Source organism: Micromonospora sp. CA-240977 (assembly GCF_050942285.1).
Classification (GTDB): domain Bacteria; phylum Actinomycetota; class Actinomycetes; order Mycobacteriales; family Micromonosporaceae; genus Micromonospora.
Genome location: NZ_CP192055.1, coordinates 4957820 through 4975804 on the forward strand (window position 1 = coordinate 4957820; position 17985 = coordinate 4975804).

The 17985-nt window shown below is 69.9% G+C and carries 20 protein-coding genes; 10 read left to right on the forward strand and 10 right to left on the reverse strand.

Annotated features, from left to right (window positions below; all coding sequences use genetic code 11):
* Positions 1 to 10: 10 nt before the first annotated feature.
* Positions 11 to 757, forward strand: a complete 747-nt coding sequence (locus ACQPWW_RS22305; protein WP_433125260.1) for an SDR family oxidoreductase — start codon at positions 11 to 13, stop codon at positions 755 to 757.
* Positions 758 to 770: 13 nt separating this feature from the next.
* Complete coding sequence (locus tag ACQPWW_RS22310; protein WP_433125262.1) at positions 771 to 1679, forward strand: ATP-grasp domain-containing protein; 909 nt, start codon at positions 771 to 773, stop codon at positions 1677 to 1679.
* On the opposite strand, the gene ACQPWW_RS22315 is transcribed toward ACQPWW_RS22310, so the two are convergent.
* Positions 1666 to 3102, reverse strand: coding sequence for a PLP-dependent aminotransferase family protein (locus ACQPWW_RS22315; RefSeq protein ID WP_433125263.1), 1437 nt, complete (start codon positions 3100 to 3102; stop codon positions 1666 to 1668). The genes ACQPWW_RS22310 and ACQPWW_RS22315 overlap by 14 nt on opposite strands.
* Between ACQPWW_RS22315 and ACQPWW_RS22320 the strand changes: the two genes are divergently transcribed.
* The 5 genes from ACQPWW_RS22320 to ACQPWW_RS22340 all read left to right on the forward strand — a co-directional run bounded on the left by ACQPWW_RS22320 (position 3101) and on the right by ACQPWW_RS22340 (position 6720).
* Positions 3101 to 4003 carry a DMT family transporter gene (locus ACQPWW_RS22320; protein ID WP_433125264.1) on the forward strand — a complete coding sequence of 301 codons (903 nt, stop codon included), beginning with the start codon at positions 3101 to 3103 and terminating at the stop codon, positions 4001 to 4003. The genes ACQPWW_RS22315 and ACQPWW_RS22320 overlap by 2 nt on opposite strands.
* On the forward strand, positions 4000 to 4368 hold the full coding sequence (locus ACQPWW_RS22325; RefSeq protein ID WP_433125265.1) for a transposase: 369 nt from the start codon (positions 4000 to 4002) through the stop codon (positions 4366 to 4368). The genes ACQPWW_RS22320 and ACQPWW_RS22325 overlap by 4 nt, the downstream gene beginning before the upstream one ends.
* A 232-nt stretch (positions 4369 to 4600) precedes the next feature.
* Positions 4601 to 5422, forward strand: coding sequence for a zinc-binding dehydrogenase (locus ACQPWW_RS22330; protein WP_433125266.1), 822 nt, complete (start codon positions 4601 to 4603; stop codon positions 5420 to 5422).
* Positions 5423 to 5562: 140 nt separating this feature from the next.
* On the forward strand, positions 5563 to 6243 hold the full coding sequence (locus ACQPWW_RS22335; RefSeq protein WP_433125268.1) for a TMEM175 family protein: 681 nt from the start codon (positions 5563 to 5565) through the stop codon (positions 6241 to 6243).
* A gap of 69 nt (positions 6244 to 6312) precedes the next feature.
* A complete protein-coding gene (locus ACQPWW_RS22340; RefSeq protein ID WP_433125270.1) occupies positions 6313 to 6720 on the forward strand; it encodes a DUF2267 domain-containing protein in 408 nt (135 codons plus the stop codon).
* Positions 6721 to 6844: 124 nt separating this feature from the next.
* On the opposite strand, the gene ACQPWW_RS22345 is transcribed toward ACQPWW_RS22340, so the two are convergent.
* On the reverse strand, positions 6845 to 7855 hold the full coding sequence (locus ACQPWW_RS22345; RefSeq protein WP_433125271.1) for a mechanosensitive ion channel family protein: 1011 nt from the start codon (positions 7853 to 7855) through the stop codon (positions 6845 to 6847).
* 304 nt (positions 7856 to 8159) lie between these two features.
* Here ACQPWW_RS22345 and ACQPWW_RS22350 point away from each other — a divergent pair, with 304 nt between their 5' ends.
* The gene (locus ACQPWW_RS22350) at positions 8160 to 8798 is read left to right on the forward strand and encodes a fasciclin domain-containing protein (RefSeq protein ID WP_433125273.1); all 639 of its coding nucleotides are present in this window, start codon (positions 8160 to 8162) and stop codon (positions 8796 to 8798) included.
* Between the two features lie 2 nt (positions 8799 to 8800).
* A complete protein-coding gene (locus ACQPWW_RS22355; protein WP_433125275.1) occupies positions 8801 to 10417 on the forward strand; it encodes a molybdopterin-dependent oxidoreductase in 1617 nt (538 codons plus the stop codon).
* 126 nt (positions 10418 to 10543) lie between these two features.
* Here the strand turns inward: ACQPWW_RS22355 and ACQPWW_RS22360 are convergent, their stop codons facing one another.
* A complete protein-coding gene (locus ACQPWW_RS22360; protein WP_433125277.1) occupies positions 10544 to 11182 on the reverse strand; it encodes a TetR/AcrR family transcriptional regulator in 639 nt (212 codons plus the stop codon).
* Positions 11183 to 11243: 61 nt separating this feature from the next.
* Between ACQPWW_RS22360 and ACQPWW_RS22365 the strand changes: the two genes are divergently transcribed.
* Complete coding sequence (locus tag ACQPWW_RS22365) at positions 11244 to 11912, forward strand: class I SAM-dependent methyltransferase (protein ID WP_433125279.1); 669 nt, start codon at positions 11244 to 11246, stop codon at positions 11910 to 11912.
* Positions 11913 to 12027: 115 nt separating this feature from the next.
* Here the strand turns inward: ACQPWW_RS22365 and ACQPWW_RS22370 are convergent, their stop codons facing one another.
* The 7 genes from ACQPWW_RS22370 to ACQPWW_RS22400 form a co-directional block, all read right to left on the reverse strand.
* Positions 12028 to 12336: an ArsR/SmtB family transcription factor gene (locus ACQPWW_RS22370; RefSeq protein WP_433125280.1), complete on the reverse strand. Its 309-nt coding sequence runs from the start codon at positions 12334 to 12336 to the stop codon at positions 12028 to 12030.
* Positions 12333 to 13172: a metal ABC transporter permease gene (locus ACQPWW_RS22375; protein ID WP_433125282.1), complete on the reverse strand. Its 840-nt coding sequence runs from the start codon at positions 13170 to 13172 to the stop codon at positions 12333 to 12335. Before ACQPWW_RS22375 ends, ACQPWW_RS22370 begins: the two co-directional genes overlap by 4 nt.
* Positions 13156 to 14043 (reverse strand): metal ABC transporter permease, encoded by an 888-nt coding sequence (locus tag ACQPWW_RS22380; protein ID WP_433125284.1) that lies wholly within the window; start codon positions 14041 to 14043, stop codon positions 13156 to 13158. Before ACQPWW_RS22380 ends, ACQPWW_RS22375 begins: the two co-directional genes overlap by 17 nt.
* A complete protein-coding gene (locus tag ACQPWW_RS22385; protein WP_433125286.1) occupies positions 14040 to 14810 on the reverse strand; it encodes a metal ABC transporter ATP-binding protein in 771 nt (256 codons plus the stop codon). Before ACQPWW_RS22385 ends, ACQPWW_RS22380 begins: the two co-directional genes overlap by 4 nt.
* A 1-nt stretch (position 14811) precedes the next feature.
* Positions 14812 to 15801 carry a metal ABC transporter substrate-binding protein gene (locus ACQPWW_RS22390; protein ID WP_433125288.1) on the reverse strand — a complete coding sequence of 330 codons (990 nt, stop codon included), beginning with the start codon at positions 15799 to 15801 and terminating at the stop codon, positions 14812 to 14814.
* Between the two features lie 120 nt (positions 15802 to 15921).
* A complete protein-coding gene (locus ACQPWW_RS22395; RefSeq protein ID WP_433125290.1) occupies positions 15922 to 16683 on the reverse strand; it encodes a class I SAM-dependent methyltransferase in 762 nt (253 codons plus the stop codon).
* 111 nt (positions 16684 to 16794) lie between these two features.
* Positions 16795 to 17985, reverse strand: a complete 1191-nt coding sequence (locus ACQPWW_RS22400) for an aminotransferase class V-fold PLP-dependent enzyme (RefSeq protein WP_433125291.1) — start codon at positions 17983 to 17985, stop codon at positions 16795 to 16797.

The window sequence follows — 17985 nt, forward strand, 5'->3', positions numbered from 1 at the left end:
GGAGTAAGCCTTGTCCCCGATCCCCTCGAAGGTGGCGCTCGTCACCGGCGCCAACCGCGGCATTGGCCGTGAGATCGCTCGGCAGCTCGCGGAGAACGGCGTCCACACCCTGGTCGCCGGCCGCCGCCGGGAGGCGGTGACGGAAGCCACGGCGAGCCTGCGCGGCATGGGCCTCGACGTCGCGCCGCTCGTCCTGGACGTCACCGCGCCGGACACCATCGCCGCGGCCGCCGACGACGTCGGCCGGAGGTACGGCCGGCTGGACATCCTTGTCAACAACGCGGGCATCCGCGTCGAGCAGTACGGCAAGCGCCCTTCCGAGCAGCCCATGGAGCAGTGGCGTCAGACGTTCGACACCAACCTGTTCGGTGTCGTCGAGGTCACCGCCGCTTTCCTGCCTCTCATCCGCCGATCCGCGGCGGGCCGCATTGTCAACGTCTCCAGTCTGTTGGGGTCGCTGACCAAACAGAACGACAGGACCTCATACGTCTACAGCGACGCCTTCAAGTCGCTGCCCGCCTACAGCGCCTCGAAGAGCGCGGTGAACTCCTGGACGGTGCACCTGGCGTACGAGCTGCGCGACACGCCGATCAAGGTCAACTCGGTGCATCCGGGCTACACCAAGACGGACCTGAACGACGGCGCGGGCGACCTGGCGGTCGACGTCGGCGCGAGGACGAGCGTCGACATGGCCCTGCTCGGCGCCGACGGGCCCACCGGCGGTTATTTCCACCTCGGCGAATCGCTCCCATGGTGAAGGGGTTCCGACAATGAGCAGACTCGCTCTGGTCACCGATCAGGCCAGCCTTCCGATCGACTACGACATGGCGTTGCTGCTTGATGCCTGCCGCGCCGCCGGAATCGTCGCCGAGGTGTGTGACTGGGAGGATCAGACCGTCGACTGGTCGGGGTTCGACGCGGCGCTGCTGCGATCCCCGTGGTCGTACGTGGACCGCCTGCCGGCCTTCCTCGCCTGGTGTGAGCGCGTCGCGGCGGTGACGGATCTCCACAACCCGCTGCCGGTGGTGCGGTGGAGCCTCGACAAGCTGTACATGGCGGATCTCGCCGCCCGCGGCGTGCCGGTGGTACCGAGCGTGTTCGTCCGGCCGGGTAGTGGCCCGTCGGCGGCGGTGCGGCAGTTCCTCGACGGTCATCCCGAAGCCGCGGAGTTCGTCGTCAAGCCCACTGTGGGCGCCTACTCGAAGGACGTCAGGCGATTCTCCCGTTCCCACGCGGCCACCGCTGCCGCCCACGTCGCACGGCTGCACTCCGAGGACCTGGTCGCGCTGCTCCAGCCGTACCTCGAATCGGTCGACCGGGACGGTGAGACGGACCTGATCTATTTCGGCGGCGTCTACAGCCATGCCATCCGCAAGAGCCCGATGCTCATGCCGGACGGCACTGTCAACGTCCCCACCTTCGAGAGCCGCACGCCCCGGAGCGCCGAGGAGGACGAACGTGCTGTGGCCTCGGCGGCGCTGGCGGCGGCCGGCGCGCAGCTCGGGCTGGACCGTCCGCTGGTGTACGCCCGGGTCGATGTGATCCGCGGCTTCGACGGCGCGCCCATCGTGTTGGAACTGGAGTTGTGCGAGCCGTCGCTGAACCTGCCGTTCACCGACCACGGGCCGACGCGCTTCGCGGAGGCCATCGCCGGGCGGCTGGGGATCAGCGTTCGATGAGCAACGGCGCGAGCCGACGGATGGCGTCGTCGACGTCGGAGGCGGACGGCGCCGCGACATAGCTGAGCCGGACATGACGGAGGCTGTTGCCGGTGGCGGAGAAGTTTGTCCCGGGTGTGATGGCGACACCCTTGGCGAGAGCGACGGGGACCAGTTGATGCTCGTCGAGGTGCGCCGGAAGCGACACCCACAGGTGGTAACTGCCGCGGGGGCGCCGGGCGAGAGCGTGGTCGCCGAAGGCCGCCAGAACGGCCTCGGTGGCCACCTCGCGACGGTGTGCCAGGGCGACGCTGAGGGCTTTGAGGGCTCGCCTCCAGCCGGGGGCGGTCACCACCTCAAGGGCGGTCAGCTGCAGCGGAGCGGGCACGAACAGCATGTCGATGACATGGGCGGCTCGCAGTCGGGCCAGGACGGGGCCTCGGGCCGCGATCGCGGCGACGCGCAGGTTCGGCGAGGTCACCTTGGTCAGCGATCTGATGTGGACGACGGTGCCGTCCGGGTCGTCGGCGACCATCGGCGGCGGCGCGGTGGCGGCGTCGGCATGCGCCATGTGCCGGGCGAAGTCATCCTCGATGACGAAGGCGGCGTGGCGGCGGGCGATGGCGCGGATCTCCTCCTGCCGGGCCATCGAGAGGCTCGCCCCGGTGGGGTTCTGGAACAGCGGCTGGACGATGATGACCCGCGCACGGGTACGAGCGAGGGCCCGGTCGAGATGATCCGAGCGCAGACCGTCGGCGTCCATGGGGACCGGAACCGTCCGCAGGCCCGCGGCGTGGGCGGCGGCGATGGCGCCCGGGTAGGTCGGCGACTCCAGGACGACCGGATCTCCCGGCTGAGCGAGCGCGCGCAACGCGACGGCCAGCGCGCTCTGCCCCGCCGCGCACACCAGGATGTCATGACGACCGAGGCCGCCGCCGATGTCGGCGGCGAACCAGTCCCGCAGCTCGGGCAGCCCACCGGCAGGCGGGCGGTCCCACGCCTCCGTGCGTCGGGCCGCGCGTGACATCGCCGTGGCCAGGGTGGCCAGCGGCTGCAGCCCGGGATGGAGGTAACCGCCGTTGAGATCGACGATGTCCGGCCCGGACGTCGACAGCGTCTGCAGCAGCGCGGGCGCCTGGAAGTCACGCAGGACACCGATCGAGGCTCCTTCCGCCCCGACGGGGTCAAGGGCCGCCTCCTGCCAGGACGTGTCCCCGGTGCGGGCTACGGGGCGGGCCGCCGTGCGGTACGTCCCGGCACCGGGGCGGGGTGCGATGAGTCCGCGTTGGGCGAGCAGCGCCAGCGCCGCGGAGACGGTGGTGCCGCTCGCGGCGAAGCGCCGCACCAGTTCGCGGTGGGTCGCGATGCGGGTGCCCTCCGGCAGTAGCGCTATTTCCTGGGCGATGGACTCCGCCAGATCACGGGAACTGCTACTGTTTGACATGAGTACGGAGAATAGCGCTATCACCGTCGTCCGGATATCACCACTCGCAAGCGGGACGGTTTTCGCCGCGCTCGGCGTACTGAGCTTCTCGTTCAGCTTTCCGGCGACCCACTGGGCGCTCGACGGATTCGGGCCGTGGAGTGCCACCGGGGTTCGCGGTGTCCTCGCCGCGGTCATCGCGCTCACCGCTCTCCTCGCCACCCGCGCGCCCCTGCCGGCCGCCGGCGACTGGCCGGCCCTCGCCGTGGTGGCAGCCGGCTGCGTGATCGGCTTTCCGCTGCTCACCACGTTCGCTCTGCAGACCTCGACCACCGCCCACTCGGCAGTCGTCATCGGAGCGCTGCCCATGGCCACCGCGACGATCTCCGCGCTGCGCACCGGACACCGCCCGTCGAAGCTGTTCTGGGCGGCGGCTTCGATCGGAGCGGCCACGGTCATCGCGTTCACCATCTCGCAGAACCACGGCCGGCCCACGATCGCCGACCTCTACCTGTTCGGCGCGCTGCTGGTCTGCGCAGCCGGCTACGCGGAGGGCGGGCGACTCTCTGCGCACATGCCCGGCTGGCAGGTCATCGCGTGGGGTGTCGTCCTCGCGGCACCGGTAAGCCTCGCCGTGTGCGCGGTCGCGCTTCCGCAGGAGCCGGTGCGCCTGACGGCCGAGGCCATCGGCGGTATGGCGTACATCGCGGCCATCTCGCAGTTCGGCGGGTTCGTGGTCTGGTATCGCGGCATGGGCCTCATCGGGGTAGCGCGAGCGAGCCAGCTCCAACTCGCCCAGCCGCTGCTGACCCTGGTGTGGGCGGTCCTCCTGCTGGGCGAGCACCTCAGCGCCATGGTGCCGCTGACCGCGGCCATCGTCCTCTGCTGCATCGCCGTCACGCAACGGGCCAAGACAACATGACTTCGCTCAGGCAGACCAGAGCGGAACTCGTCCACCATCTCGTACCGGATGGGCTGTGGGAGCTGTTCCGGCAGATAGTGCCGGTCACTGTCGTCCACCGGCCGCAGGGTGGCGGTCGGCGCCGCGCGGACGACCGGCAGGTGCTGGCGGCGATCGTGTACGTCGCCCGCACCGGCCGCACGTGGCGGCAGATCCCCGAGAGCTTCGGGGTGTCCTGGCCGACCGTCTACCGGCGGTTCGCGGAATGGCGTCAGGCCCAGGTGTGGACCCGCCTGCTGCAGTTGGTCGCGGAGCGCCACCACGAGAACGACGAGCTGCGGGTGATCGGGGCGTTGTATTCGCGAGCGGCACGGGACGGCCGTTGATGCTCGGCTCGGCCGCTCAGCTGGTCGAACCCGGTCAAGAGGTCCTACCTCTGAATCCGCTGCACCCCATCGGGGTGGTCTTCTAGGCTGCGTGGGCCGCCCGGTTCGTCGAGGGCGTCGCGGTGGCGCTGTACGGGCCGGTCGGGGTGCTCCTCGGCGCAGCGCGTGCTCCCGCCGGAACGGCCGCTGGCCCTACGAGAATTCCAATCCCAACGCCGGGATCGCGGAGAAGTTGTTCGGTCATCCGGTCGCCGGAATCTTCGGCTATTCGCATCTGACCGGCGGCTTCGCGGGCGGTCAGGCGCAGTACGCGCGGGTGCCGTTCGCCGACGTCGGCCCGCTGAAGATCGAGTCCGACCTGACCGACGAGCAGGTGCTGTTCCTCTCCGACATCCTGCCCACCGGCTACATGGGTGCCGAGATGTGCGACATCCAGTCCACCGACGTGGTGGCGGTGTGGGGCGCCGGCCCGGTCGGCCAGTTCGCGATGGACAGCGCCCGGGCGCTCGGCGCCGCGAAGGTCATCGCCATCGACAAGGAGCCCTACCGGCTACAGATGGCCGAACGCGCGGGCCACACGCCGGTGAACTTCGAGGAGGTGGACGTGCGGTCCCGGCTGCTGGAACTGACCGGTGGGCGGGGACCGGACAAGTGCATCGACGCGGTCGGCATGGAGGCCAGCCACGGCAGCGCGCACGTGCACGCCTACGACCGGATCAAGCAGGCAGTCCGCTCGGAGACCGAGCGCCCACACGCGCTGCGGCAGGCGATCCTGTCGTGCCGCAGCGGCGGCATCGTGTCGGTGATCGGCGTGTACGGCGGCTTCCTCGACAAGTTCCCGGCCGGAGCGTGGATGAACCGGGCGCTGACCCTGCGTACCGGTCAATGCCACGTGCAGCGCTACATGAAGCCACTGCTGCAGCGCATCGAACGCGGGGAGATCGATCCGACCCGGGTCATCACCCACACCCTGCCGCTCGACCAGGCAGAACACGGCTTCGAGATCTTCAAGAACAAGCAGGACCACTGCGAGAAGGTCGTCCTCAAACCCTGACCACCACCCGCATCCGGCCACCGCGGCGCCCCCCGGTGGCCGGATGCGGCGTATCCGAAGGCATCGATCTGCGGGCACCATGCATTCGCAATCGAGCTGCCCAGCTGTTTGCCCGAGACGACCCCGGGTAGGCGCACTCGGTGAGCGGGCCAGACACGAACCTGGGCACCCGATCGGACACCAGCCGTGCCGTGGCGTTCAGCGATGCCATCTTCGCCATCATCATCACGCTGCTGGTCCTGGACCTCCGGGTGCCGGACGTACCTCCCGGCCGCCTCCTGTCCGGCTTGCTCAGTCAGTGGCCGTCCTACGTCGCCTATCTCGCGTCCTACGCGTACGTGGCCGTCGTCTGGCTCAACCACAAGGCGGCGTTCAACCGCATTCAGCAGGTCGATCGTGGCCTGCACTGGATGAACCTGTTCGTGCTGTTCAGCACGGCGCTGCTGCCGTTCCCGACGATCGTCGTGTCGCACGCTCTGCGGGAACACAACCACACGGACCAGCGGGTGGCCATCGCCCTCTACGCGCTGATCGGCGCGTTGCTGTGCGCGACGTGGCTGGCGTTCTACCACTACCTGGCCCGGAACCCCGACCTGCTGAAGGAACAGGTCAAGGACGGCTTCTTCCGCGTCGAGCGGGTCCGGGCCGGTGCCGGGGTCGTCCTCTACGTCCTGGCAGGAATCGTCGGCTACCTGGTGGCCCCCTTGATCGGCCTGGTCATCTTCCTTCTCCTGCCCGTCTTCTACGCGATCACCAGCGCCGGCCTGTACCAGTTGCGGGTGACCCCACGTATCACCCACCGTCATTCCCCACCACGCTGAGGGCGGGCGCCGTTTCACCCGGGTGGGGGCGGGTACCCGCCGCATTCCGCGTTCGAGGGGGGATCCGAGGTGAACTACAGCGAGTTCATTCAGTCTGTGGCGGCACGACCCAACGTTCCGCCGGGGCAGGCCGAACCGATCACCCGCGCCACGCTCGAGACCATGGCAAAACGGATCACTGGTGGCCAGGCAAGGGACCTTGCCTCCCAGCTCCCCGGGGAGCTACGAGACCTGGTGTCCAGGCCCACCGAAGATCCGGAACGGTTCGGGCTCACCGAATTCCTGGAACGGGTGCAGTCCCAGGCCGGGGTGGATCGCCAGGTGGCCACCGACGGAGCGCGAGCCGTACTGGATACCCTCCGGGAGGCTGCCAGCGCAAAGGAGTACGGGGACTTTGTCGACCAGTTGCCGCAGGAGTTCTGGCAGTTGACCGGGCCAGGGTCGGGACAGCTCCAGCCCCGCCGGATCGGCACCTAGGCCACACCCTCGCTGCGGTAGCGGTCAGGCTGATCACCAGGATCAGCGAGACGTGGCTGGCCTTTCACACCGGGCCCGAGGCGATTCGCCGAGAGGACGCGGGCGGGCCATCCGGCTCGCCCGTTCAGGGCTGATACTGACTGCGGGTGCGGGGCAGCCACTGCGGATGATTGTCACGCAGGTAGGCGACGAGTCCCTCGCGCAGGTCACAGCGCAGGTCCCAGGCGCTGGCGCCGTCGGCGGCCGAGGCCTGCACCTGGATGACCACCGCCTGCGGGGTGGAGTCGACCATCTGGAGCACCCACTGGCCGCGATCCCACAGCGGTGACGACTCGACCAGCCGGCGCGCCTCCCGGCGCAGGTCGTCCAGGTCGGCGGTGTGGTCGACATGAATCTGGATCTTGCCGACCACCCGGGACTCGTTCCGGGTCCAGTTCTGAAACGGCCGCTCGGTGAAGTACGTGGTCGGCAGGATGAGCATCCGCTCGTCCCAGAGCCGGATCACCACGTTGGTCAGCTTCACCTCCTCAACTCGGCCCCATTCACCGTCCACCACCAGCACGTCGCCGACGTGCAGACCGTCGGCGAAAGCGACCTGGACACCGGCGAACGCGTTGCCGAGCGCGGTACGGGCCGACAGACCGATCAACGCGCCGACCACTCCCGCCGACGTCAACACGGAGACGCCGAAGAGACGTACCGGCCGGAAGGTGATCAGGATCAGACCGACGGCGACGATGGTGACCACGGCGACGGTGAGCCGCCGCACGGGACGGATCTGGGTGCGCGCCCGCCGGACCCGCCGGCTGGCGACCGCGTCGCCCGGCAGTCGGCTGAACGCGACCGCCTCGGCGACGTGCAACGCCCTGATCACCAACCATGCCCCGGACACGACCAGGGCCACCAGAACGACGTGCCGCACATGAGGCTGCCAACCAGCCGGACCCAACGGCAGCGCGTAGTACAACGCCCCGACCAGCAGGACCGCCGCCGCCGGACGGCGGCAGGCATGCCGCAACGGCTCCAGCAGCCACCGGTAACGGCCACGGGCCACGCGGCGGACGAGCATGCCGAAGACCAGGTCCACGACCACCGCCGCCACCAGCGCGGCCACTACGATCAACGCGGTACGCATCAGAGGCCGTTCACCGAAATCCCGATGCCAGCCTCCCCCCAACTCCCTGCCCGGTCCACGGACCCAGGGTGCCACCCCGGCCAGTGGTAGGCGGCCCACATCGGCGAACAACCGTAGGTGTGGCGTTGGATCGCGATCGCCAGCCCAGCCCGCCGCCTTCCTCAGGGTTGGCGCCTCCCGCCCAGTGGCCGGCGGTCGCCGCGACCAGCGACAGCAAAAGACTCCGATCTTGTACCCATCCGTCTGCGGGTCGGCCTCGAATGCCTCATGACAGCAATCGAGTACAAGCATCTGAGGAGTTCGTATGAAGCGGCGCCTGTTTGCCACTGTCGGCGTGATCGCTGCGCTGGCCCTGTCCGCCTGTGGCAGCACCGACACCGAGGGGACCGCCAGCGGTGCGAGCGGCGAGCCGAGCATGTCGGCCAGCGCGCCAATGGCCTCGGCCTCGCCGTCGATGATGATGTCGGGTCAGTTCGGCCCGGGGTGCGCGGCCGTGCCGGCCGATCCGTCCAACCCGGGGAGTTTCGAGGCGATGGCGAAGGTGCCGGTGGCCACCGCCGCGTCCGGTAATCCGTTGCTGTCGACGCTGGTGACGGCGGTGAAGAAGGCCAACCTGGTGGACTCGCTCAACGGCACACCGGGCCTGACGGTGTTCGCGCCGACCAACGACGCGTTCGCCAAGATTCCGAAGGCCGACCTGGACAAGGTCCTGGCCGACGACGCGATGCTGAAGAAGATCCTGACCTACCACGTGGTCACGACCCAGCTGTCCCCGGAAACCCTGGCCGGCACCCACAAGACACTGCAGGGCGACGACATCACGGTGACCGGTAGTGGCACGTCGTTCACCGTCAACGGCACCTCGATGGTGGTCTGTGGGAACGTCTCGACGGCCAACGCCACCGTGTACATCGTTGACACCGTTCTGATGCCCAAGAGCTGATGGTGCCCACCACCACCGAGCCCCGGCCGGCGACTCGCCGGCCGGGGCCGTCCCGGGGCATGACCGCCGCCCGCGGCCTCGTCGTCGGCGTGCTGACCGCCGGGGTTGCCCTCGGCGTGGCGCATCTCGTCGCGGCGCTGGTCAATCCGGGCGCCGATCCGGTGCTGGCAGTCGGCAGTGTCGCTGTCGACGCGGCGCCGCAACCGGCCAAGGCATTCGCCATCCGCACCTTCGGCACCAACGACAAGGTCGCCCTCCTCGCCGGCGTCTACACCCTGCTGGCCCTGACCGCCGTCCTGCTCGGCGCGGCAGCGTTACGACGACGCCGCTACGGTCTGGCCGGCCTCGCCGCGTTCGCCGCTGCCGGCGTCGTCGCCGTCCTGTCCCGCCCGGCGGCGACGCCGTTGGACGTCCTGCCGGTCCTGGCGGGCGCCGGCATCGGGATGGCCGTGATGCTGGTGGTGGTGCGCGCCGCCCGGACGGTCGTGGTCCCCGGCTCGGGTCGGCCGCGGCTGCTCAACCGCCGCCAGTTTCTGGCCACGGCGGCAGGGGCAGGGCTCACCGCCGGCGCCACGGCAACCCTCGGTCAGGCCGTCGGTCGTCGCAACGCGGCAGGCGCCCGTTCCCGCGCCAACGTCCGCCTACCGTCGCCGGCGCAACCCGCGCCGCCGCTACCCGACGGCGTCTCCATTGGCGTGGACGGGGTCTCGGCGTTCCACACCCCCAACCGGGACTTCTACCGGGTCGACACCGCCCTCACCGTTCCGCAGGTCGACCTGGAAACCTGGCGGCTGACCCTGGACGGAGCAGTCGACCGGCCCCGCACCTGGACGTTCGACGACCTCATCGCCCGCGGTCTCGTGGAGCGCGACATCACCCTCAACTGTGTCTCCAACGAGGTCGGCGGCCCGTATATCGGCACCGCACGCTGGGCCGGGATCCTGCTCGCGCCGCTGCTACGCGAGGCGGGCATCCACGCCGGGCAGAACCAGCTCGTCAGCCGCTCGGTGGAGGGCATGACCATCGGCACCCCGATCGACGCGATCCTCGACGGCCGCGACGCGCTCCTGGCCGTGGCCATGAACGGCGAAGCACTGCCACTGGAACACGGCTTCCCCGTCCGCATGCTGGTCCCCGGCCTCTACGGCTACGTCGGCGCCTGCAAATGGCTCACCTCCATGAAGGTGACCACCTTCGACGCGTTCGATCCCTACTGGGTGCAACGCGGGTGGGTCGCCGACGCGCCCGTCAAGACCGCATCCCGTATCGACACCCCCGAAACCCTTCGCTCAACGGCGGGCCGGCCCCGTCATGATCGCCGGCCTCGCCTGGGCGCAACGTCGCGGGATCACCGCCGTCGAGGTGCAGATCGACGACGGCCCGTGGCGGCAGGCCCGCCTCGCCGACGGCCCATCACCGGACCTGTGGCGGCAGTGGACCTACCGCTGGGACGCCACCCCCGGCAGCCACACCCTGCGGGTACGGGCCACCGATGCCACCGGCGCCACCCAGACCGACAAGCGCGCCACGCCCTTCCCCGACGGCGCGACCGGCTGGCACAGCACCACCGTCACCATCACCTGACCCTGACGGTCGGTGTCAGCAGCGACACGCTGTGAGGTGCGGCATCAACCGGCTCAAACGCAACCGGGCCGGCCACCCGCTTCGACATACCCGCCGGCTACGAAGCCACCATCCACCTCGCCGCCATCAACGAATGGCGGTAACCGACTTCGACACAGGCCCTAGCCGGGGTCGGCGCAGAGTTGGGAGGTCAAGGCGGTGCGGGCCCACTCTTCCCACGTGTCCGGTGACCAGCCGCGGTCGCGGACGAAGATCAGGTAGAGCTGCGGGCTGAGCAGGCCGAACAGCAGGTCCGCCGCCATCTCGATGGAGAGGCCGGGACGGGTGTCGGGCTTGCCGACCAGGGCTTCGGCCGCTGCGTACTGCACTGTGTAACGCGGGTCGGAGCCGTCCGGCCACTGTGCCGCGATCTCCGGGTCGGTGGCTGCGGCGGCCGCGATCAGCGGCATGATCGGGGCGACCCGGGCCAGGATCTCGCGGGTGCCATGGACGTGCGCGCGCAATTGCCCGGCCGCGGTGGGCTCGGCGCACGCGGCGCGAAACCACTCCCGATCCATCGTGGCGACCGGCTCGGTGTCCCCGGCGATGGACGTGTCGACGACGTCCTTGAACAGCGTGCGCTTGTTGCGGAAGACGAAGTAGACCGTCTGGACGGCCACGCCCGCCCGGTCCGCGACCTCCTGCAGGCTCGTCGCCCCGTAACCCTGCGCGACGAACAGCTCGCGAGCCGCCTCGACGACCTTCTCCCGGGTACGGCGTGAGCGCTCGGCCCGCTTGTCCGGTCGCTTGACCTTGTCCATAGTGGGAGCCTACCTTTAGAGTAAGTCACTAGAGTTCAACTCTAGATTCTTGGAGGAGACGATGGACCAGCCCAACGCCACCCAGAAGCCGGAACCGGACCTGGCCCCAACGCGGCGAGATCCGGAAGAGGAGTCCGTCCACCGCGCACTGGAGCGCTACTACCGCTCCGGCAAGCCACCATGGGACACCGGCGTGACTCCGCCCGAGCTGGTCGACCTGGTAGAGGGGCACGGCGCGCTGCCGCCCGGCCGCGCCCTCGAGCTCGGCTGCGGCACGGGAACCAACGCCACCTACCTCGCACGCCACGGCTGGGAGGTGGCGGCCGTCGACCTGATCGACAGCGCCGTCGACCAGGCCAGGGAGAAGGCCGCGGCGGCGGGAGTGGCGGTACGGGTGCTGCACGGAGACGCCACCCGCCTCGACGAGCTGGACGTGCCGGGCCCCTTCGACCTGTTCTTCGACCTGAGCTGCTACTGCGGGGTCCCGCTGCACCGCCGCGACGCCTACGCCGCCGGGCTCACCCACCGCGCCGCTCCCGGAGCACGGTTGCTGATGTTCGGGTACGGTCCCGAGCCGCTCGGCAATCCGATCCCCGAGGTCACGTCGTGGGCGGCGGGCGTCACCGCCGACGAGCTTCGCGCCAGGTTCCCCGGCTGGGAACTGATCGACGTCACACCGGGCACCAACCCGGTGCCGACGTTCTGGTTCACGCTGCGCCGTGACGCCTAGCAATCTCGGTCGCGGGTCTCCGTAGGTTTGTGGCAACCGAGGCGCGTTCGGATGACCAGGGCGACGTGCTCGGCGCACAACGGTGAAGCCGGCCGTAGAAACTCCCGCGCGCTGTTCAGGCCGAGTGCTCGGCGTGGTGCAGCACTTCCGCGATGAGTCGCCTGGTGGCCTCTCCCTGCAGCGTGTAGGTGACCTCCCGCCCGCGACGCTTGCGTCGGATCAACCGGGCCTCCTTGAGATACCGCAGGTGGCGGGCAATGATCGTCGAATCCGTGGACATGGCCTCCGCCAGCGACGCCGGCGTCTGTTCACCGTCCTGCAGCAGCACGAGAATGCGTATCCGGTGCTCGTACGCCATGGCGCGCAGCACGACCACCGCGCGGTCCAGGGCACGCCTCGTCTCGTCGAGGTGTGCGGTGCTCATGCCGGAAACGCCCGCAGGCGGGCGGTCGCCGTGGGCCTGGATCTGACCAGCTGGGACAGCGCTGTCGACAGCGCCAGGACCGCGGTGGCGGTCAGGGTGATGCTCGCGCCGGCGGCGATGTCCCAGCGGCTGGACGCGTACAGGCCGCCGAGCCCGCTGAGAGCGCCGAGCGTGACGGCCAGGGCGGTGATGATGCTCAACCGGTGCGACCACTGGCGCGCCGCCGCTGCCGGCGCCACGATGAGGGCGAGGGCGAGGATCGTGCCGATGGCCGGGACGATCGTCACGACCGCCACCTGGATGGCGAGCAGCAGCACGACGTCCCAGACACCGGTGGCGAAGCCGGCCGCCTGCGCGCTGGCCCGGTCGAAGCCGGTGTAGCGCAGTGGACGGGCGCAGGCCAGCAGGACGGCCGCGACGACGACGAGCACGACCGCGGTGGTCACGAGGTCCTGCGGGCTGACGGTGAGAATCGATCCGACGAGGAACGATGTCAGGTCTCGGCTGAAGCCGTTCTGGGTAGCGACGAGCCCGGCGCCGAGCGCGAAGCCTCCGGAGAGCATGACGCCGGTCGCGGCGGCGGTGTTCTGGCTCTGTCGGCGGCTGAGCGCGGCGACACCCAGCGCGACGATCGCGCCCGCGACCACGCCGCCGACGACGATGTTGACGCCGATGATGGAGGCGGCCACGACCCCGGGAAAGGTGGCGTGGGTCAGGGCCATGGTGAAGAAGGACAGTCGGCGGAGTACGACGTGAACGCCGACGAGTCCGGCGAGCGCGCCGGCGAGCAGCACCTCGGCTGTGGCTCGGTGTAGCGCGTCATCCCACCAGTTCATGGGGCGATCTCCTTGCGTCGGGGGCGATCCGCCCGTGGTTGTGCCTCGACCGCAGCGCGCCCAGTGGGAGCAGCAGCAGGTAGGCGAGCACGAGCAGCAGGACGACGGCGGAGGCCGAGGTCAGAGAGATGCCGTAGTCGACCGACGCGGTCCAGCTGGCCAGCAGGCCGCCGTATGCGGCGACAAGGATGAGGCCGGTGCCGATCATCGCCATCAGCGGCAGGCGTGTGGCGAGCATGCGGGCAGTCGCGGCCGGCACGATGAGCAGCGCCACCACGAGGATGGTGCCGACGGCGCGTACCGCGGCGACGACGACGAGCGCGACGATGATGTTGAGCAGCAAATCGAGCCAGGCGATCCGGAAGCCGGCGGCGGCCGCTCCGGCCGGGTCGAAGGTCCGGAAGATCAGAGCGCGGGCGCTGATCAGCAGCAGCCCGAGGATGACGACCGCCAGCACGGCGGTCTCCGCGATCTGACGCGGCGTCACCGTCAGGACGCGTCCGAAGAGGAACGACGTCAGATCCGAGGTGTAGGAGGAGCGCCGCGACACGAGCACCACGCCGATCGAGAACATGGCGGTGAGCACCACGGCGGTGGAGGCATCGTCGGACAGCGCCCCGCCCCGGCTGAGCAGGGTCAGCACCACCGCGGTGACGACGCCGGCGACCAGCGCCCCCACGACGATGCCCTCGATGCCGCCGGCCAGGAACCCGATGACGACGCCGGGGAACACGGTGTGCGTGAGCGCGTCGGAGACGAACGACAGGCGGCGGGTGAAGACGAAGACGCTGACCGGTCCGCAGATGAGGGCGAGCAGCGCGAGCTCGGCCAGGGCGCGCCCCATGAACGGTACGGTGAATGGCTCGATCACGGTTCCACCAGCACTGTCCGGCCGTCTCTCAGCTCGATGGCGTGTCCGCCGTACGCGCGGCGCAGCGTATCGGCCGTCAACGTCTCATCGGGCGGGCCGACCGCCCACTGCCGGCCGTTGAGCACGCAGACCGTGTCGGCGAGCTCGTGCGCAACCGTCAGATCGTGGGTGCTCAGCACCAGGGTGGTCCCGACCGCGCTGAGTTCGCGAAGGACGGACAGAATGGCTTCCTGGCTCACCGCGTCGACGCCGTTGAACGGCTCGTCGAGGAGTAGCAGCCGTGGCTCGGCGGCGATGGCGCGGGCCAGCAGTACCCGCTGGCGCTGGCCACCGGAGAGCACGCCGAAGTGGGTCCTCGCGTGACCGGCGAGGCCAAGTCGGTCGAGCGCCTCGTGGACCAAACGACGGTCGGCGCTGCGGGTGGGGCGCCACCAGCCGATGCGCCGGTAGCGGCCCATCATGACGACCTGGGCGGCGGTCACGGGGAAGTCGGCATCGAGGGAGTCGGTCTGGGGAACGTATCCGGTGAGGGCTCGGGCCTGGGCCGGTGTACGCCCGAGCACGGTGGACGTGCCGGCGAGGACCGGGACCAGGCCGAGGATCGACCTGATCAGGGTGGACTTGCCCGCGCCGTTCGGCCCGATCAGGGCCAGGCGCTGCCCCGGGGTCAGTTCGAGGTTGACGTCGGTGAGCACGGGCGTGCCGTGGTAGCCGACGCTCACCTCGGTGTAGCGAAGGGCGGCGACGGCCACCGCGGCATCGCCCATGTCAGCCGCCCAGAGCCGTGACGATGACCTGGGTGTTGTGCCGCTCGGCACCGAGGTAGGTGCCCTGGGGTGTGCCTTCGGCGCCGATGCTGTCGCCGTAGAGGGCGTCCTCACCGCCGATGACCTTGACGCCGGCCTGGTTGGCGATTGCCTCGGCGCTCTTGGGTGGCAGCGACGTCTCCGCGAAGATGGCCTTCGCACCGGTGGCCTTGATCTTCGCGACGAGGTCGGTGAGCTGCTTCGCGCTCAGCTCGGCGGAGGTGTCGAGGCTGGGGATGACCGAGCCGACGAACTGCAACCTGTACCGGTCGACGTAGTAGCCGAAGGCGTCGTGGTTGGTCACGAGCTTGCGCTGATCGGCAGGGATCTTGGCGAAGGCGGCCTCGTTGTCCGTGTCGAGCTTGTCGAGTTCCGCCGTGTAGTTCTTCAGATTGCCAGCGAAGGCGGTGGCGTGCGCGGGGTCGGCCGCGGCGAGGCCTTTCTCGATGTTGGCGACCATCGTCTTGGCGTTCAGCGGGTTGTGCCAGATGTGCGGGTCGTGCTCCTCGCCCTCGTGCGCGCTCTGGCCCTCCTCGTGGCCGGCCTCGCCCTCCTCGTGGCCGCCCTCGCGCAGGGTGACGCCCTGGCTGGAGTCGACGACGGCGCCCTTGAAGCCGGCCGACCCGATGGTCTGGTCGAGCCACTCCTCAAGTCCGACACCGTTCTTGACCACGATGGTGGCCTTACCGATCGCCTGGATATCGGCGGGAGTGGGCTCGTAGTCGTGCGGGTCCACGTTCGGCTTGATGATCTGTGTGACGGTGACGTCGCTGCCGCCGATGGCGCGGACGAAGTCGGCCACCTCGGGGGTGGTGGCGACCACGGCGAGCCCGGTGCCGGCCGAGGCGTTGCTACCGCCCTCGGCCGCGTCGTCACCCGAGCCACAACCGCCAAGAAGAACGAGCGCGGCGGCGGTCGCCGCGGCGATGATCGTGCGTTGCGCATGCTTCACGAAAACACTCCATTCCTGAGATCCGGAACGGTAGTCGTTTTCACTAAGTATCGTCTAATAGCGAGATGACCACACGTGCATGTGTCGCCCCGCGGCGCCCGGGGACCGGGCTGTTGACCCTCAGGCCACGGCCGCCAACGCCGCATGCCTGCCACATCGCCAGAGGATCCCGGCCTCGTCGAAGCCGGCCTCACGGGCGGCGGCGGCATGCCAGGAGCCCGGAGCGGTGAACTCGGCCGGCAGGCGGTTCTCGAAGATCGCCGCCCGCTGCGCGAGCAGTGGGCGCAGCTCGTCCAGCTGCCCGATGTCGTTCCACCACTGCGCCCAGGCCAGCTCCGCGGCGGCTTCATCCGGGGCCGGGTTCAAGGCGCTCATCAGGGACGGGAGCCCCTCGTCGGGCATGAGGTCCGCGACGATGAGCAGCCCGCCGGGCGCCAGGCAACGACGGGCGTCGTCATAGAACGCACGCGCCCGAGCCGGTGGCAGGTAGTGCAGGGTCATGACCACCGTGACCAGGTGATAGCCGCCACCCGCGCGATCCACCCAGCGCGGCGTGGACAGATCTCCCTCCAGCGCGCGCACCTCGCCCGGCAGGGCCCCGCGCGCCAGCGCGAGCAGCACTGGATCGATGTCCATGAGGGTGATCGCGGCATCGGTCCACCGCCGAGCCATCCGCTCGGCGAGCAGGCCCGGTCCGCCACCCAGATCGAGCACCCGGGCGGGCGCTCGGCCGCGAACAGCCTCGGCGACACGGCACAGCGTCTCCTCGAGACTGGCGAGCTGCGGCACGAATCCTTCCATGACCTGAGACCATGCCTCGCGCCACCGGACGGCCTGCGTGCGGTCGAGCACGGCGCCGGGGGCGCGGGCGGTCGTTGCCATGGGTGCACTCCGGGACGACGCGGGGACGGGGCGGCCACACGATAACGGAAGCCATTTCCGACAGGGTAGGCGGCCCGAGTTGGAAGAACCCGCATATCGCGGTCGTGTCGGTCAATCCCGCTCGAACTCCGTCAGGACCGACAGGAGCCGGTCCACCTCCTCGGCGGTGTTGTAGACGTGCAGGCTCACCCGTACGGATGCCGTCTTCTCGCCCTGGTCGCCCTGACAGTGACCGTCCGCGCGCACCAGAAGCCCGTGCGCGGCCAGAATGAACCCGAGGTCGTTCGAGCCGATCAGACGGTGGCGAAAAGCCACGATGCCCTGGCGCTGCTGCACCCGGCTGCCGACGCCCAGGCTGCTCTGACATCCCAACACCTCGACGTTGGACAGCGCGTGCAACCCGTCGGTGAGCCGCGCGCCGAGAGCGGTGTTCCACCGGGCGACGCGATCCAGGCCGGCGGCGTCGAGCCAGTCCAGCGCGGCGACCAGGCTGATGATGCCACTGGTGTTGGGTGAGCCGTGCCAACCGGCCGGCGCGTAGGTCGGACCGCGCTGATTACGCGCCCAGACCGCCCCGGTGCCCGGCAGCGCCATCGCCTTGTGCCCGGAGAACACCACGAAGTCCACGTCGGTCGCCGCGGTGGACAGCGGCAGGTGCCCCACGCCCTGAGCGGCGTCCAGGCAGATCGGGACGTTCGGCCCGGCTACCTCGCGCAGCCTGTGCACGTTCATGTCATTGCCGTAGACGTGGTGCACGTGGGTCGCGGCGATCAGGCGCGTCCGATCGTTGATCATCGACGCCAGCCGGTCGGTGTCGTAGTCGCGGGCGGCGTCGTAGGGCATTCCCCGTATGCCGACGGAAACCCCCCGGTGACGCAGCAGCTCCGCGACTTCCAGCCAGGGTGCGTTGTTGGCGGCGTGATCGGCGAACGGCACGATGATCTCGTCGCCCTCACGCAGCTGCGGGGCGAGCCAGTCACGGGCGATGGCGCGCAGTCCCTCGGTGGTGCCGCTGACGAAGTGCACGCCCGAACGCTGCGGCGCCGGATCGTCGAGGAAGCCGCGCAGCCGGTCGCGGGCCTGCTCGATGCGGCTGGTGGTCCGGTTCGCCCACGGGTATGTGCCCCGGGCGGCATTGGCGTTGCCAGTCGTCAGGTACGCCAGGACGGCGTCGAGGACCGCCTGCGGCTTCTGCGAGGTGGCGGCGCTGTCCAGGTACGCCACGTCGGGGTTGGCGGTGATGAGAGGGAACTGCCCGCGCAACGTCTCCTGCCACGGACGCAGCTCGTCGAGAACGTCCAT